This window comes from Mesorhizobium sp. J428 (genome assembly GCF_024699925.1).
GTDB lineage: Bacteria > Pseudomonadota > Alphaproteobacteria > Rhizobiales > Rhizobiaceae > Mesorhizobium_A.
Genome location: NZ_JAJOMX010000001.1, coordinates 1,522,187 through 1,536,651 on the forward strand (window position 1 = coordinate 1,522,187; position 14,465 = coordinate 1,536,651).

A 14,465-nucleotide genomic window follows, 5' to 3' on the forward strand; every position below is an offset into this window, starting at 1 on the left:
ACCTCGCCGAAGTCCTTTGACACAGGATGGATGTTTCCCGTTTGTTCACTTTCCGCTGGCATGACGCCGCTGCAGCGGTAAGGATGGATACATGGCAGAGGCGATTCGCATCATCGGGCTGGACCCCGGGCTTCGGCGCACAGGCTGGGGCGTCGTCGAGAGCCAGGGCAATGCGCTGCGGTTCGTCGCCTCCGGCACCGTCACGTCCGACGACAGGGAAGACCTCGCGGCCCGGCTGTGCCAGCTCCATGACGGCATCTACGCGATCATCGGCCAGTATGCGCCCGAGGAAGCCGCGGTCGAGCAGACCTTCGTCAACGCCAATCCTTCCTCGACGCTGAAGCTCGGCCAGGCGCGGGGCATCGCCATGCTGGTGCCGGCGCGCGCCGGGTTGCGGGTGGCCGAATACGCGCCGAACGCGGTCAAGAAATCGGTGATCGGCGTCGGCCACGGCGACAAGGCGCAGATTCGCATGATGGTGCGCGTGCTCCTGCCGAAGGCAACCTTCGAGAGCGACGACGCCGCCGACGCGCTGGCCATCGCGATCTGCCACGCGCATCACCGCCAGAGCGTCGCCTATCGCATGGCGGCCTTGACCTGAGACGACGTCAGTCCGGCGACCGCTTGACCGGAACCGCCTGACGCCGGTTCACCACCCAGACGACCACACCGCTGGTTATGTAGGCGATCAACCCGTAGGCAGCGGGCGGTATGGCCATCTCCGGATTGTCGAGCATCTGCTCCGAAAGGGCGATCGCGATCACCAGCGCGGCATTGTGCACGCCGATCGACATGGCCAGCGCGATTGCCTGGCGATACTCGATCCGGAACAGCCGCGGGACAAGATAGCCGACTGCCAGGCTCATCAGATTGAAAGGCAGGACCACCGTGAGGATCGTGACACCCCAGGTCGCGACAAGGCCCCACTGGCTGACCAGCGCAAAGATGACGATGACTGCGAGGAACAGCGTCGCAAGCAATTTGACCGGGCGATCGAGGCGCTGTGCAAGGACCGGATAGCGGCTCTGGACAAGCACGCCGATCATGGCCGGAACCACCGCGATGACGAAGATCTGCGCCACCAGGCTCAGTTCCAGGTACACCGCCGACGCTTCGCCATAGAACCGGGCGAGCGCGAAGTTGGCAATGAACGGCACCGTGACGATGGACAGGACGGATGTCAGGGCAGTCAATGTGATGCTGAGCGCCACGTCGCCTCGCGCAAGATGCGTATAGAGCGTCGCGGACGTGCCGCCGGGACTGGCGGCCAGCAGCATCATTCCCACCGCGATCGCCGGCGGAAGTCCGGATGCGGAGGTCAGGCCGTAGCAGATGATCGGCAGAATGACGATCTGGCAGAACAGTCCGATCAGCACCGCCTGCGGCCGCTGCAGGACGCGGCGGAAATCGTCGAGCTTCAGCGAAAGCCCCAGGCCCAGCATGACGATGCACAGGACCACCGGCAACCCAATGCTCAACGCCGCGCTTGATTGCATGTCCAGTCCTCGAGAATCTGCAGCACAATAGCGTCGACTCGTTGAGAAACCCTCTCTCGAACAAGCGGCCTTCGATCACCTGCGTTCTTGACTTGTTCCAGACCTCGTGCAAGGCGATGGGGCCTCCGCCGGCGGCGGGAATCGTCCATGCGTGAAACGGGAGCACCTGACGTGATCGGCAAGCTCAAGGGCGTGGTGGACGAGATCGGCGAAGACCACTGCATCGTCGACGTGCACGGCGTCGGCTACGTCGCCTACTGCTCGACGCGCACGCTGGCCACGCTCCCCTCGCCGGGAGAAGCCGTCACGCTGCACATCGAGACCTATGTGCGCGAGGACATGATCCGGCTTTACGGTTTCGGTTCGGCGCTGGAACGCGAATGGTTCCTGTTGCTGCTCAACAACGTGCAGGGCGTCGGCGCCAAGGTGGCGCTGGCGATCCTGTCGACGCTCTCGCCGTCTGACCTCGCCAATGCGATCGCGCTGAAGGACATCGCGATGGTCTCGCGCGCGCCGGGCGTGGGGAAAAAGGTCGCCGAGCGCATCGTCATCGAACTGAAGAACAAGGCGCCCGCCTTCTCCGGCGCGCCCAGCGGCACGATCGGCCTGATGCAGGAACTCGGCGAAGGCGTTGCAGCGGCACCCGTCGCCGACGCCGTGTCCGCGCTGGTCAACCTCGGCTACTCGCGCGACGTGGCCGCGACGGCCGTGGCGAACGCGGTCAAGTCGGCCGGCGAGGGAGCGGATTCGGCCAAGCTGATCCGGCTGGGGCTGAAGGAGCTGGCGCGATGATCATTGCTTCCGAATGATTTCCTTACTATCTTGGCTTTGTAAGGAGAAATTTCTTATGGCTGCTAAATCCTGCGAGTCCCGGATAACCGCCAAAGGGCAGACGACGATTCCGACCGAGGTCCGCGAGAGGCTTGGCATCGGCCCGGGGGACGTAATTCAGTATGCTGATCGATGGGCACTACGAGATCATTCCTCGCAACAGACCTGCCGAGAGCCTGTTCGGACTCCTGAAGGACTATGCAATTCCAGACACCAGCGTGGAGGATTATCGCGACGCGGTGGAGGAGCATTTCGCCAAGAAAGACGATAGATCTGGGAGCAAGGATGAAGCGGCGTGATGCGCATCGGCGTGGATGCGAACATACTCCTGCGCGTGCTGCTGAACGATGATCTGCAGCAGTCCGTGCAGGCACGTGACCTGCTTGCCTCTCTTCGTGAGGAGCGTCGCGGTTACATCGGGATTTCGGCTGTCCTCGAAATCTTCTGGGTGCTTCGCAGCCGTTACAGGGTTCCCAAGCAGACCCTCTATGAGATGATGCGACAACTTCTCTCCATAAGGCACGTCGATGTCGAAAGCTCCGAAGCTGTTGCGCAGGCGCTCTCTGCCTATCGGCAGGGGCGAGCCGAATTCGCGGACGCGCTCCTTGCCGGACGGAACGTCGAAGCCGGCTGCAGCCTCACCTACACATTTGACCGGGACGCCGTGAAAGGCGTCGAATCGATGAAAGACCTGGGGGCGGCTTCATCGCTTTCCGGCAGTGGACCAAGCGCATGACCCTTTCCCCCCGCCTCGTGTCCGGCGACAAGCGCGGTGAGGACGCGGATGGGACGCTGCGGCCGCAGACGCTGGACGAGTTCGTCGGCCAGGCCGCGGCGCGCGCCAATCTCAAGGTGTTCGTGGAGGCCGCCAAGGGCCGTGGCGAGGCGCTGGACCATGTGCTCTTCGTCGGCCCGCCGGGGCTCGGCAAGACGACGCTGGCGCAGATCATGGCGCGCGAGATGGGCGTCAACTTCCGCTCGACCTCCGGCCCGGTGATCGCCAAGGCGGGCGATCTCGCGGCGCTGCTCACCAATCTGGAAGACCGCGACGTCCTGTTCATCGACGAGATCCACCGGCTGAACCCGGCGGTGGAGGAGATCCTCTATCCGGCGATGGAGGACTACCAGCTCGACCTGATCATCGGCGAAGGCCCGGCGGCGCGCTCGGTGAAGATCGACCTGGCGAAGTTCACGCTGGTCGCAGCGACCACCCGCCTCGGCCTGATCACCAACCCGTTGCGCGACAGGTTCGGCATCCCGGTCAGGCTCAATTTCTATACGGTCGAGGAACTGGAGCTGATCGTGCGGCGCGGGGCGCGCATCCTGGGGCTGCCGATGAGCGACGACGGCGCGCTGGAGATCGCCCGCCGCGCCCGCGGCACGCCGCGCATCGCCGGCCGGCTGCTGAGGCGCGTGCGCGACTTCGCCACCGTGGCGGGCGCCGGCGAGGTGACGCGGCGGATCGCCGACGAGGCGCTGACCCGGCTCGAAGTGGACAGCCTCGGCCTCGACGCGCTCGACCGGCGCTACCTCAGCATGATCGCCCGCAATTTCGGCGGCGGGCCGGTCGGCGTCGAGACGATCGCGGCGGGCCTCTCCGAGCCGCGCGATGCGATCGAGGACATCATCGAGCCGACCTCATCCAGCAGGGCTTCCTGCAGCGCACGCCGCGCGGGCGGGTGCTGACCGCGATCGCCTGGCGGCATCTGGGGCTGGAGGCGCCGCGGGAGACGTTTGTCCAGTCGACGCTGTTCGAGGACGAGTGATGGGGTTTCGACGGATCCTGTTGCTGAGCGCAACCGGACTTGCGATCGCCGTCCTATCAGCAGTTATCTGGATGACCGCCCGTCCGGAGCTTCTCGCAAACTCTCTCACTCGGCGGATAATTTCTCAGTCGACCGTCTGGGGAACGCCAGTGCCGTTGACGCCCGAGCCGCTTCAGAACAACGCCGATCGACAGAGCGTCGAACGTTCGATTATGAAGGCCGGATTCGAGCGGGCGACAGAGACAACTGCCTGGCGCTATCGCAGCGAGCTCGAGCTCGGAAAGGACGTCTACGTTCGCGAAGCCGATCGCTTTCCCTGCCAGATCAAGCACTACGTCGTCGTAGCCTTCGACTCCGCTGACACCTTGTCGGAAGCAACCGGCTTCGAGCACGAGCACGGCTGCCTGTAGCGGTATATGTCCTCGCTGCTGCCAGTCAAACTTGAACCAGGAACAGACCGCCTCAGCCGCCGCGGCCGAGGCCGCGGATCATGTCCATCACGTCCGGCTCGGCCTTGCGGCCGTCGAATTCCTCGACGATGCCGAAGGCGCCGCCGTAGCCCCACATCGACCAGGCGTAGCCGCGCTTCTCGGCCAGCGAGATCATGTCGTGCAGGTAGGCCGCGCGGTAGCGGGCAGGCATGATGGTCTGGGTGCCGTATTCCTGACGGATCATGCCGAACTCGCCGAGGATGATTTCGGCGGGCGGCACGCCGTTCTTCGCGGCCCATCGCTCGACAAGGTCGAAGGGCTGCGCAAGCGCGGCCGCGAGCTTGTCCGGCGTGTCGAGGGCGGCGATCTGCTCGTCGAGATAGGCGAGCATGCCGGGCCGGCGCGCCCAGGGCGCGTCGCGGCGGATGGCGGCGCGGACATTTTCGATCGCCGCGTCGAGATCGGCCTTCGGCACGGCGTCGAGCGGATAGGGAAGCCCGGTGACGTGGGGGATGAAGTCGCCCGCCCAGGTCGCGCCCTGATGCGTCAGGAGAAACGGCGCGTAGGAGTGGAAGCTCCAGATCACATTGGCGTCGGGCACGATCTTCGGGTCGAGCGCGGAAAGGCCCTCGGCCGTGCCCCAGCAGCTTCCCGACAGGACGAGCGTCAGGCGGGTGGCCGACGCCCGCGCGGCGGCGAAGATGCGCGTCAGCCGGTCCTCCCAGTCCCGCTGCTCCGCGCCCTGGCAGGCAAGCGTCGGCTCGTTCATCAGCTCGAAGGCAAGACGCGACGGGTCTTCCTTCGCCAGCAGGCGGCCCATCTGGCGGACCAGCTCGACATAGCGGTCGAACAGGGCCGGATCCTGCATTACCTGGCCCATGCCGATGGAGCGGTTGGAGCCGGCCGGCATCAGGTGCAGGTCGACGATCACCTTGAGGCCGGCGGCGTTGGCCATGCGGGCAGAAGAGAGCACCGAGGCGAACAGGTCGTCCCGCAGCCCCTCCGTCTCAGGCGACAGGAACGGCGAGGGATCGACCGGCATGCGCACGAAGTCGAGGCCCGCCGCCTTCAGCGCCGCGAGGTCGGCCTCGGTGACGGACTTGCGCCATTCCGGAAAGGGCAGGATCGCGTCGCGCTCGCTCCAGCGGCTCTCGTCGGGCCAGGTCGTCCAGATGTCGAGGTTGATGCCGCGATGGGCCTCGAAGGTGGCAGCGGCGGCGGGCACGGCAAATGCCAGCGCCACGGCCGCCGCCGTCAGCGCCCGCTTGATCGTCCGAACGAGAAATGGCATCCGGTCCGCCTCCGGTTCGCTCCGTCTTTGTCAGGCGGCGCAGGGAAAGGAAAGTCGAATGGCCGATCATGGTGAATCGGGCGCGCCCGACGCAATCCCCCTCGCAGGGGTGCTGACGTCCACGGGCCACCGCCACGTGGTGCGGGTCTATTATGCCGACACGGATTTCTCCGGCGTGGTCTACCATGCGCGCTATCTCGAATTCTTCGAGCGCGGCCGCTCCGATTTCCTGCGGCTGGCCGGCGTGCACCACACCGAGCTCGCCGACGGCAAGCACGGCGAGAAGCTGGTCTGGGTGGTGCGCCGCATGGAGATCGACTTCAAGGGCTCGGCCAGGATCGACGACGTGCTGACGATCGACACGATCACCGAAAACGTCTCCGGCGCGCGCATCTTCATGGCGCAGAAACTGTCGCGCGACGGCCAGGTGCTGGTCGAGGCCAAGGTCGAGGCGGCGATCGTCTCGGAGAGCGGCCGGCCGCGGCGGTTTCCGAAGGAATGGGTCGAGGCGTTCATGCCGCAGGGCTGAGGGCCTGCGTTCGGGCGTGCGAAGGCGTCGCCCGTGCAGGGTTTGCGCGGGCGGAAACAGGGCAGGCTACGCTGGAGTTGCTCAGGACGTGTCGCGCAGCTCGACCGGCACGGCGGCGGCGAGTGCAAGCCTCTCGATGAATGCGTCGAGGCCGTGGATCGCGTTGCCCTCATTGCCAGCCTCGTCGGAGGCCAGCCCACGGTGCAGGAACGACAGGCGGCACAGATGTGCCGCGACGGCCTGCATGTAGTGCCCGAATGCCCTGAGTGAATCGGCAATGTCCTCGGCATCGAAGGGATTGCTGCCGAAGCCGGCCGGCATTGGGACGGGCGTCCAGGTCCCGCGTGCGGAGTTCCGGAGCGTGCCTTCGACATAGGCCCTGAGTAGCTCATTCGCCTGCCAGGCGGCCCACAGCACGCACCAGCGGACCCAGAACGACCGGCCGGCGGCCTGTTCGGCCATGTCGGCGATCGAGAAGAGGCGCATGACGATCCTCGCCTTTAACGCCTGTTCCCTCCCCGCCTTCGCCCTCCAGCCCATCGCCGGCTCCCCGTTTCACCGGCCGTAGTGTGGGGCATGTTTGGAAGGCGTGGATGAAAAGATTTCGGACGCTAACGGGAACAAGGGGTTAGGTGAGAACGGGCGGAAATCGATGCATCGCGGAGAGGCGCTGTGCCGCTCGCGGGGGAGGTAGACGCAGGATGACAGGGATGGGGTGGATTGCGGAAGGTCCGCTTCTGGGAGCGTAGTCGCGCAAGCGGCCGTTCAGACAGCCGCCGCGCTTCGGCAGCGGACGGCACGTATCTCCTTCCCTCGCGCCAGGGCGATCCTCGAAGCAGGCACTAGGCCATCTCGGACTTGGCCTCCTTTAATCGCCAGACCAGCGGATTGCGCTCCTGCCGGGCGAGCTCCTCGATACCCAGTAGGGACGCCGCATCCTTGATGTCACGTTGCCTCTTGATGTCTCGATACTCGCCGAGGAAGGCCCCTACCAAGCCAGCCATTTTTGCATCGATTCGGCCAAACAGTGCATCATCGTTACAGAAGCGGTAGTGCTTGCCCCACCCGCGAATTATGCTGTCTGTCCGATTGAGGGTCGCTACGAGTGAATGTTTTCGCGGGATGGCCTCACCTCTTTTTGTCTCCCGCATACCCTTAGCGCTTTCGTTGAAGCGCTTCTTTACATTCAACTCCAGTTTCGAAATCGCCTTCGATGAGGGACGGATAAAGCCATTATTAAACTCGATTCCAAGCCAGTCGAACTTGTTCGAAACTCTAAGTGGTGCCGTCGAAGACTTTTCCTCGGAGAGGGTCATCCCGAACTCGGCTAGGATGGTGATGGCCAGCCGCATACGAGCTTTGGCGGCCGCTCCTGAAGGCGCGAGAATGATAAAGTCGTCGATATACCGAACGCACACGCAGTCGCCTTCGTTCATGCGACGATCAAAGTCGTGAAGCAGGATGTTGCCCAGCAGAGGCGACAAAGAATTGCCCTGGGCGACCCCAATAGCCTCTATGGGGAAGGCCTGTGCTTTCTCCTTAAGCTCGGCCATATTTGATAGTTCGAGCCTAATTGCATCCTTAAACAGCGCCACGAACGTTGGATCTTCTGTGACTTTCGCAATAATGTCTGTCACGAGAGGTTTAGGTATCTTGGTGAAGAAGGCGCGTATGTCGGCAAACGCTACGTGGGTGCCGCCATTGCCGATTGCTGTGAGCACAGCTTGGACAGCGGCGGGGACCGCTGCAAGCCCATTCTTCTGCTTCTTGATACCGCCGAAGCTGTTGGGATTGTGAAAATACGGCTTGAGTCCGGGAACCGTCTCCAGCGCCTCAAGTACCGCGCGCTGGACGATACGCGAACGTAGCGGGGCCAGCACGAGCGGACGGAACTTGGCGCTTTTGCTACCGTCTGCGTTCTTCTTGGCTACTGGAATTCCCTTGGCTTCGGGAAATCGGAAGCTGCCGGCAGACAGCTGACCACTTAGAACGTTGATGTTCTTCTGTGGATCGGCCGCGAACTCATCAACCTCAGCGCGGACGTCGAGCGAAGTGGAGGTCTGCGCATTCTCTTGGATGACGCGCCATGCTTTGTGCAGCGTTGCCTTGCTCTGCACCAATTTCATGAGAGGCGATGGCGATCTCAAAAGTCCTTAGGGTCCTGTTTGTGAGCCCTACCCGTCCGACAGGCGCTGACCACTGCAGAGGTACGTTGCCGCCCATTCTGCGCGGATGAGACCGTGACCTGCGCCACCGCCTCGCCGCCGCACTCCACCTCGAACGCCCTGGATAATCCAGCCGCCGACATGAAGGCGAATGCCAACCCGATGAACCAGCGCGTCAGGCGACGCGGACGGCTCCCGGCCCGTGCTGACTTGGCACGTTTTTGCTTGCAGCGCGCATAAGTTGCACCTCCTACCTGACCTTAGCCTTTTTGGGACTTGGGGCAAGGGCGCCGCTCGCTCGCGCGGCGGGACCGCCCGGCCCGTGAAATAAATGGGTCCAGCCGCCAAACAGGAACCTGAAACAGAGAGGGTTACGGCTAGCTTCATCTCATCGGAACGGTCGGGTCTGACCACTGCAGAGGTACGTTGCCGCCCATTCTGCGCGGATGAGACCGTGACCTGCGCCACCGCCTCGCCGCCGCACTCCACCTCGAACGCCCTGGATATTCCAGCCGCCGACATGAAGGCGAATGTTCAGATGCAAATTATGCACAAGCCGCAGATGTTCTTCAAGTGTTCTCTCGAAGACATCAGCCATTATTCACACCCAGAAGCTAACTCAGCCTGGACACGCTACTTGGCGTTTCACTCGGGGACCCCACGCCCTCTGCGCCTTTGTCGTCCCAGCACGGTTGACCCGCTTGGGGGCGCCAACGACCCTCGGTATGACAGGTAAGCGGTCGTTCCTGGACGTTGGCTCTCTCTACGTTAGCCGAACATTTCTCAGCAGCGGGGTTGGGAGATAGGCCATTCAGTTAGCCGCTGCACCCCGCGGGTCAAAGCTCATCAAGGGAGGTTAGGAGCCGTGTACCATAAGTCTTGCCGAGCCGGGCCTGTAGGGCAAGATTGACGAACGTCTTCTCCCCGATGACGATATCGGCGAGCGGCAAGACTGTGGCAAAGGCCGACATGTCGCGTAGGTCGTTCTCCGCGATCGGCCTTATCTGATCCTCGAGTCTGACAGCGAGTTCCCTCTCCGTAGCGAGGATCGGTACGTCAGCAGGGATACTACGGACCAACGAAGGTTCAATGTCGCGTACATCATTCCAGTTCAGCCCAAGCCGTCGGCCAGTTGCAAGAATGAAGTCAAGCTCATCGACAATCAAGCGCGCGGCGTAAGCGCGTTTGCGCAACGCCAACGTTTCGGAGGCGACGATAGCCCGGCGTGCTTCGATCCCGGCGACGAGATCGGCCGAGCCAGCACTGAATCGCCTAACACCTTCGCGCCTCACATCCTCATCACTGGCGGTTAGATAGTCGAAAAGCGCCCTTGCGGGGTCTGAGCGCATGTATTCGAGGACCGCGTCTGATAGCGCGATGCCGAACACCCCGGGCGAATAATCGGCGGCCGCTTCGAACCATAGATTGGACAGGAACCAGTGCGACTCTGGCGATGCTCGCCTGATCGCAAATTTGTCGGCCAGATATGCTGCGAGCGTCTCATCCAATATACGACGGCGGCCGCGAAAGACCCGGCCCCCGCTGATCGTCACTTGGACTCGCGCCATATTGGCCCGGCGGACCGGGTCATTAATCTTCAAGGTTTCGTAAATATTTGCGAAGCTTAGTGGGACGATAAAGCGCTGCTGCTGAAGCGCTTCGACCACTTTTACCAGCCTTACGTGATCCTGCGGATAGCTGGTCTTGTCCCAAGCGCCACGTGCCATCGACACCCATGCATTTTGATCGAGATATAGAATTTTTTCCACGGTTTCAGAAGTATCGCTAGCAATAGGCTTCGGCAACAATGGCGTCGCTTCCTGTCGGAGACTTTCATGCTGTAACGGACCTGCTTCAGGCGGACAGTCTGCTGCTTCGCCGGTGCATCACTCGTCCCTCCGCTCTACGGTTGTAGTGTTCCTCGCACCACGCGGGTCGGGCACCTCCATCTCACTTCCACACCCTGCCGATGATCCACCGGATCATCGGCTCGCCGCTCGCGGCGACCGGGCGTTCACGCCTCCTTAACCATAACGGTCCATTAAGAACCAAAGGGAAATCGTAGTGAATCCACTGCGCCTTCCTTTGACCAAAATTGCTCACGAAAAGGCGCCATCTGGCGCATTCGGGGCATTTCCGGCGGTCGGGGGACGAAAGACCCGGCAACCGGTGCGGAACGATTTGGGACGGTGCGCGTGGGCTAGCCGCTGCAAGGCCCGTCTTTCTGGGACAGTCACTTCATGGAAACTTTGCCTCTCGCAACCACCGGCGGCGAACTCTCGATCTGGGAACTCTTCTGGCAGGCCGGCTGGGTCGTCAAACTGGTGATGATCGGCCTGCTCGCCGCCTCGATCTGGACCTGGGCCATCATCATCGACAAGACCATCGCCTACGGCCGCATGCGCGCGGCGCTGAACCGCTTCGAGCAGGTGTTCTGGTCGGGTCAGTCGCTGGAGGAGCTCTACCGCACCCTCTCCGACCGCAAGACGACCGGCATGGGCTCGATCTTCGTCGCCGCGATGCGCGAGTGGAAGAAGAGCTTCGAGAAGGGCGCGCGCACGCCGATGGGCCTGCAGATGCGCATCGACAAGGCGATGGACCTGGCGCTGTCGCGCGAGATGGAGCGGCTGGAAAGCCGCCTCGGCTTCCTCGCCTCGGTCGGCTCGGCCGGCCCGTTCATCGGCCTGTTCGGCACGGTCGTCGGCATCATGACCTCGTTCCAGGCGATCGCCGGCTCGAAGTCGACCTCGCTCGCGGTCGTCGCGCCCGGCATCGCCGAGGCGCTTCTGGCCACCGCCATCGGCCTGCTGGCCGCCATTCCGGCCGTCATCGCCTACAACAAGCTGACGGCCGACGCCGGCAAGATCGGCGCGCGCATGGAAGGGTTCGCGGACGAGTTCTCCGCCATACTCTCGCGACAGATCGATGAGAAGGTCGGCCAGAAGGCGGCCTGACGCAACGGCTGACAGGAGACGACCATGGGAATGTCAGCTGGAGCCGCGAACGGCGGAGGCGGTAGACGCGGGGGACGCAGGCGCGGTTCGCGCGCGCCGGTGTCGGAAATCAACGTCACGCCGCTGGTGGACGTCATGCTGGTGCTGCTGATCATCTTCATGGTCGCGGCGCCGATGATGACCGTCGGCGTGCCGATCGACCTGCCGGAGACGCAGGCCAAGCCGCTGAACGCGGAGACGCAGCCGATCACGGTCTCCGTCAACGACAAGGGCCAGATCTACCTGCAGGAGACCGAGATCCCGATCGAGGAAGTCGTGCCGAAGCTCGAGGCGATCTCGAAGACCGGCTACGAGGAGCGCATCTACGTGCGCGCCGACAAGGCCTCGCAATACGGCACCGTGATGCAGGTGATGGCCCGCATCTCCGCGGCCGGGTTCAAGAACCTCGGCCTGATCACCCTCCAGGAACAGGAATAGTCCCCACCGATGAAGGCAGGGCTGTCCACATCGCTGGTCATGCATGCGGCGCTGATCGCATTCGGCCTCGTCACGCTGTCGGCCCCGCCGGCACATGACGTCGGCGACGTGCAGGCCGTGCCGGTGGACCTGATTCCGATGGAGGAGCTGACCCAGCTCCAGCAGGGCGACAAGACCGCGAAACAGGCCGAGAAGCCGGCGCCGAAGCAGACCGAGCGTCCGCACACCGTGCCGGACGCCAAGACGATCGGCAACAACGACATCGACCTCGACGACGTGCCGAAGCCCGAGGCCTCGCCGCGCAAGATCGACACGGCCTCCGCGCCCAAGCCGGAACCGGCCCCGAAGCCCGAGCCGAAGCCTGTCGAAGCGAAGCCCGAGCCGAAGCCAGAGCCCAAGCCCGCCGAGGCGAAGCCGGAACCGAAGCCCGCGCCGCAGCCTGTCGAGGCAAAGCCGGAGCCCAAGCCTGCGCCGCAGCCGGAGAAGGTCGCGGAACTGCCGCAGCCGAAGCCCGAACCGACGCCGACGCCCGCTCCGGCACCCGAGACGACCGCCTCCACCGAGACGGCCCCGGCCATGGAGTTTCCCGACCAGCTGCCGCGGCCGGAGGCCCGTCCGCAGCCGCTGGCGCGCGAAGTCGCGAAGGCGGAAGAGAAGAAGCCGACCAAGCCGACACAGGACAAGACCGCCTCCACCGACCAGGACCTGGAATCGATCCTCGACCAGGCAAAGGCGCTGGTGACCAAGGAAAAGCCCGCCGGCGGCGGCGCGAAGCGCTCGGAACAGACCGCGTCCCTCGGCGCCGACCGGCCGAGCAGCGCGCAGAAGCTGTCGGCGAGCGAGATGGACGCGCTGCGCCAGCGCCTCGCCAGCTGCTGGAGCATCCCGGCCGGCGTCGACGACGCCGAGCTGTTGAAGGTGTCGGTGCGCTTCCGCCTCGACCGGGCGGGCGAGCTCGAGGCGCGTCCGGAAGTCATCCGCGGCGGCGCCTCCTCGGGTCCGGGCCGGACCGCCGCCGAATCCGCCGTGCGCGCCGTCTCCAAATGCGCGCCCTTCAACCTCCCCGCCGACAAATACGAGACGTGGGCCGAAGTCGTCGTGAACTTCGATCCCAGCGACATGTTCTGATCGGACAGCAGAAGCGAGAGAAGATGAACTCTATCCTCAAGCCACTGATCGTTGCGATGGCGCTTGCCGCCGCCACCCTGCCCGCCATGGTGACGGGCGCCAGCGCGCAGCTCGAGATCGACGTCAACAAGGGCACGATCGAGCCGCTGCCGATCGCAGTGACGGACTTCCTGTCCGCGGACGCGCTCGGCGCCGAGATCTCCGGCATCGTCGCCGCCGACCTGCGGCGTTCGGGCCTGTTCGCGCCGATCGACAAGGCCGCCTTCATCGAGAAGATCTCCAACCCGGACGCGGCCCCGCGCTTCGAGGACTGGAAGGTGATCAACGCCCAGGCGCTGGTGACCGGCCGCGTCACCGAGGAGGCGGACGGGCGCCTGCGCGCCGAGTTCCGGCTGTGGGACACGTTCGGCGGCCAGCAGCTCGCCGGCGAGCAGTTCTTCGCCACCAAGAGCAATTCGCGCCGCGTGGCGCACATCATCGCCGACGCGATCTACGAGCGGCTGACCGGCGAAAAGGGCTATTTCGACACCCGCGTTGTGTTCGTCGACGAGTCCGGCCCGCGCAATGCGCGCAAGAAGCGGCTGGCGATCATGGACCAGGACGGCGCCAACCTGCGCTACCTGTCCGACGGCCGCGAGATCGAGCTGACGCCGCGCTTCTCGCCGATCCGGCAGGAAATCACCTACATGTCCTATCCGAACTCAGGAGCGCAGCCGAGCGTCTACCTGCTGCAGATCGAGACGGGGCAGCGCGAGGCGCTGGGCGGCTCGAACGGGATGAGCTTCTCGCCGCGCTTCTCGCCCGACGGCCAGCGCGTGATCCTGAGCCTCGAGATGAACGGCGTGTCGAACCTGTTCACCATGGACCTGCGCAACCGCCAGATGACGCGGCTGACGACCTCGAACGCGATCGACACCTCGCCGTCCTATTCGCCCGACGGATCGCAGATCGTCTTCACCTCCGACCGCGCGGGCTCCGAGCAGCTCTACGTGATGGGCTCCGACGGCTCGAACCCGAACCGCATCTCCTTCGGCGGCGGCAAGTATTCGACCCCGGTCTGGTCGCCGCGCGGCGACCTGATCGCCTTCACCAAGCAGACCGGCGGCGAGTTCCAGATCGGCGTGATGCGCCCCGACGGCTCGGGCGAGCGCATCCTGTCGAGCGGCAACCTGCAGGAAGGCCCGACCTGGGCGCCGAACGGCCGCGTCGTGATGTTCTTCCGCCAGGCGGCGGGCTCAGGCGGGCCGAAGCTCTTCTCCGTCGACCTGACCGGCCGCAACGAACAGCAGATCCCGACGCCGAACTTCGCCTCGGATCCCGCCTGGTCGCCGCTGCGCGAGTAGCGGCAAGGCTGAAAAGCCGCGGTTTCGCCGCATTGCGGCCACCGCGGCGCGCCA

The 14,465-nt window shown here is 64.3% G+C and carries 15 protein-coding genes and 2 pseudogenes; 12 read left to right on the forward strand and 5 right to left on the reverse strand.

All coding sequences use genetic code 11. From position 1 onward, the window contains the following. The first annotated feature begins 91 nt into the window (after window positions 1–91). Window positions 92–601, forward strand: a complete 510-nt coding sequence (gene ruvC, locus LRS09_RS07600) for a crossover junction endodeoxyribonuclease RuvC (RefSeq protein ID WP_257805171.1) — start codon at window positions 92–94, stop codon at window positions 599–601. Between the two features lie 7 nt (window positions 602–608). On the opposite strand, the gene LRS09_RS07605 is transcribed toward ruvC, so the two are convergent. Then, window positions 609–1,496, reverse strand: a complete 888-nt coding sequence (locus LRS09_RS07605) for a bile acid:sodium symporter family protein (protein WP_257805172.1) — start codon at window positions 1,494–1,496, stop codon at window positions 609–611. 171 nt (window positions 1,497–1,667) lie between these two features. Between LRS09_RS07605 and ruvA the strand changes: the two genes are divergently transcribed. From ruvA to LRS09_RS07630, 6 genes and pseudogenes are all read left to right on the forward strand, one after another. Continuing rightward, window positions 1,668–2,288 carry a Holliday junction branch migration protein RuvA gene (ruvA, locus tag LRS09_RS07610; RefSeq protein ID WP_257810150.1) on the forward strand — a complete coding sequence of 207 codons (621 nt, stop codon included), beginning with the start codon at window positions 1,668–1,670 and terminating at the stop codon, window positions 2,286–2,288. 55 nt (window positions 2,289–2,343) lie between these two features. Further along, a pseudogene (locus LRS09_RS30230) lies at window positions 2,344–2,430 on the forward strand (hypothetical protein); the annotation flags it as partial. 19 nt (window positions 2,431–2,449) lie between these two features. Beyond that, window positions 2,450–2,626 (forward strand): hypothetical protein, encoded by a 177-nt coding sequence (locus tag LRS09_RS07615; protein WP_257805173.1) that lies wholly within the window; start codon window positions 2,450–2,452, stop codon window positions 2,624–2,626. Further along, window positions 2,626–3,063 carry a PIN domain-containing protein gene (locus LRS09_RS07620; protein ID WP_257810151.1) on the forward strand — a complete coding sequence of 146 codons (438 nt, stop codon included), beginning with the start codon at window positions 2,626–2,628 and terminating at the stop codon, window positions 3,061–3,063. The genes LRS09_RS07615 and LRS09_RS07620 overlap by 1 nt, the downstream gene beginning before the upstream one ends. Beyond that, window positions 3,060–4,093 (forward strand): annotated as a pseudogene (gene ruvB / locus LRS09_RS07625) (Holliday junction branch migration DNA helicase RuvB). Before LRS09_RS07620 ends, ruvB begins: the two are co-directional and overlap by 4 nt. A 149-nt stretch (window positions 4,094–4,242) precedes the next feature. Beyond that, the gene (locus tag LRS09_RS07630; protein WP_257805174.1) at window positions 4,243–4,503 is read left to right on the forward strand and encodes a hypothetical protein; all 261 of its coding nucleotides are present in this window, start codon (window positions 4,243–4,245) and stop codon (window positions 4,501–4,503) included. A gap of 52 nt (window positions 4,504–4,555) precedes the next feature. Here the strand turns inward: LRS09_RS07630 and LRS09_RS07635 are convergent, their stop codons facing one another. Beyond that, window positions 4,556–5,815, reverse strand: coding sequence for a glycoside hydrolase family 5 protein (locus LRS09_RS07635; protein WP_257805175.1), 1,260 nt, complete (start codon window positions 5,813–5,815; stop codon window positions 4,556–4,558). Window positions 5,816–5,873: 58 nt separating this feature from the next. Between LRS09_RS07635 and ybgC the strand changes: the two genes are divergently transcribed. Then, complete coding sequence (gene ybgC, locus LRS09_RS07640) at window positions 5,874–6,344, forward strand: tol-pal system-associated acyl-CoA thioesterase (RefSeq protein WP_257805176.1); 471 nt, start codon at window positions 5,874–5,876, stop codon at window positions 6,342–6,344. A gap of 81 nt (window positions 6,345–6,425) precedes the next feature. On the opposite strand, the gene LRS09_RS07645 is transcribed toward ybgC, so the two are convergent. The 3 genes from LRS09_RS07645 to LRS09_RS07655 all read right to left on the reverse strand — a co-directional run bounded on the left by LRS09_RS07645 (window position 6,426) and on the right by LRS09_RS07655 (window position 10,314). Then, window positions 6,426–6,884 carry a hypothetical protein gene (locus LRS09_RS07645; protein WP_257805177.1) on the reverse strand — a complete coding sequence of 153 codons (459 nt, stop codon included), beginning with the start codon at window positions 6,882–6,884 and terminating at the stop codon, window positions 6,426–6,428. A 302-nt stretch (window positions 6,885–7,186) separates the two neighbouring features. Continuing rightward, window positions 7,187–8,470: a reverse transcriptase domain-containing protein gene (locus LRS09_RS07650; RefSeq protein ID WP_257805178.1), complete on the reverse strand. Its 1,284-nt coding sequence runs from the start codon at window positions 8,468–8,470 to the stop codon at window positions 7,187–7,189. Window positions 8,471–9,345: 875 nt separating this feature from the next. Then, window positions 9,346–10,314 carry a hypothetical protein gene (locus LRS09_RS07655; RefSeq protein WP_257805179.1) on the reverse strand — a complete coding sequence of 323 codons (969 nt, stop codon included), beginning with the start codon at window positions 10,312–10,314 and terminating at the stop codon, window positions 9,346–9,348. 435 nt (window positions 10,315–10,749) lie between these two features. Between LRS09_RS07655 and tolQ the strand changes: the two genes are divergently transcribed. From tolQ to tolB, 4 genes are read left to right on the forward strand one after another with little or no spacing between them, the layout of a single operon-like run. Continuing rightward, window positions 10,750–11,463, forward strand: a complete 714-nt coding sequence (gene tolQ, locus LRS09_RS07660) for a protein TolQ (RefSeq protein ID WP_257805180.1) — start codon at window positions 10,750–10,752, stop codon at window positions 11,461–11,463. A 24-nt stretch (window positions 11,464–11,487) separates the two neighbouring features. Beyond that, a complete protein-coding gene (gene tolR / locus LRS09_RS07665; RefSeq protein WP_257805181.1) occupies window positions 11,488–11,940 on the forward strand; it encodes a protein TolR in 453 nt (150 codons plus the stop codon). 9 nt (window positions 11,941–11,949) lie between these two features. After that, window positions 11,950–13,068 carry a hypothetical protein gene (locus tag LRS09_RS07670; protein ID WP_257805182.1) on the forward strand — a complete coding sequence of 373 codons (1,119 nt, stop codon included), beginning with the start codon at window positions 11,950–11,952 and terminating at the stop codon, window positions 13,066–13,068. A gap of 56 nt (window positions 13,069–13,124) precedes the next feature. After that, window positions 13,125–14,411: a Tol-Pal system beta propeller repeat protein TolB gene (gene tolB / locus LRS09_RS07675; RefSeq protein ID WP_257810152.1), complete on the forward strand. Its 1,287-nt coding sequence runs from the start codon at window positions 13,125–13,127 to the stop codon at window positions 14,409–14,411. The last annotated feature ends 54 nt before the right edge of the window (window positions 14,412–14,465 follow it).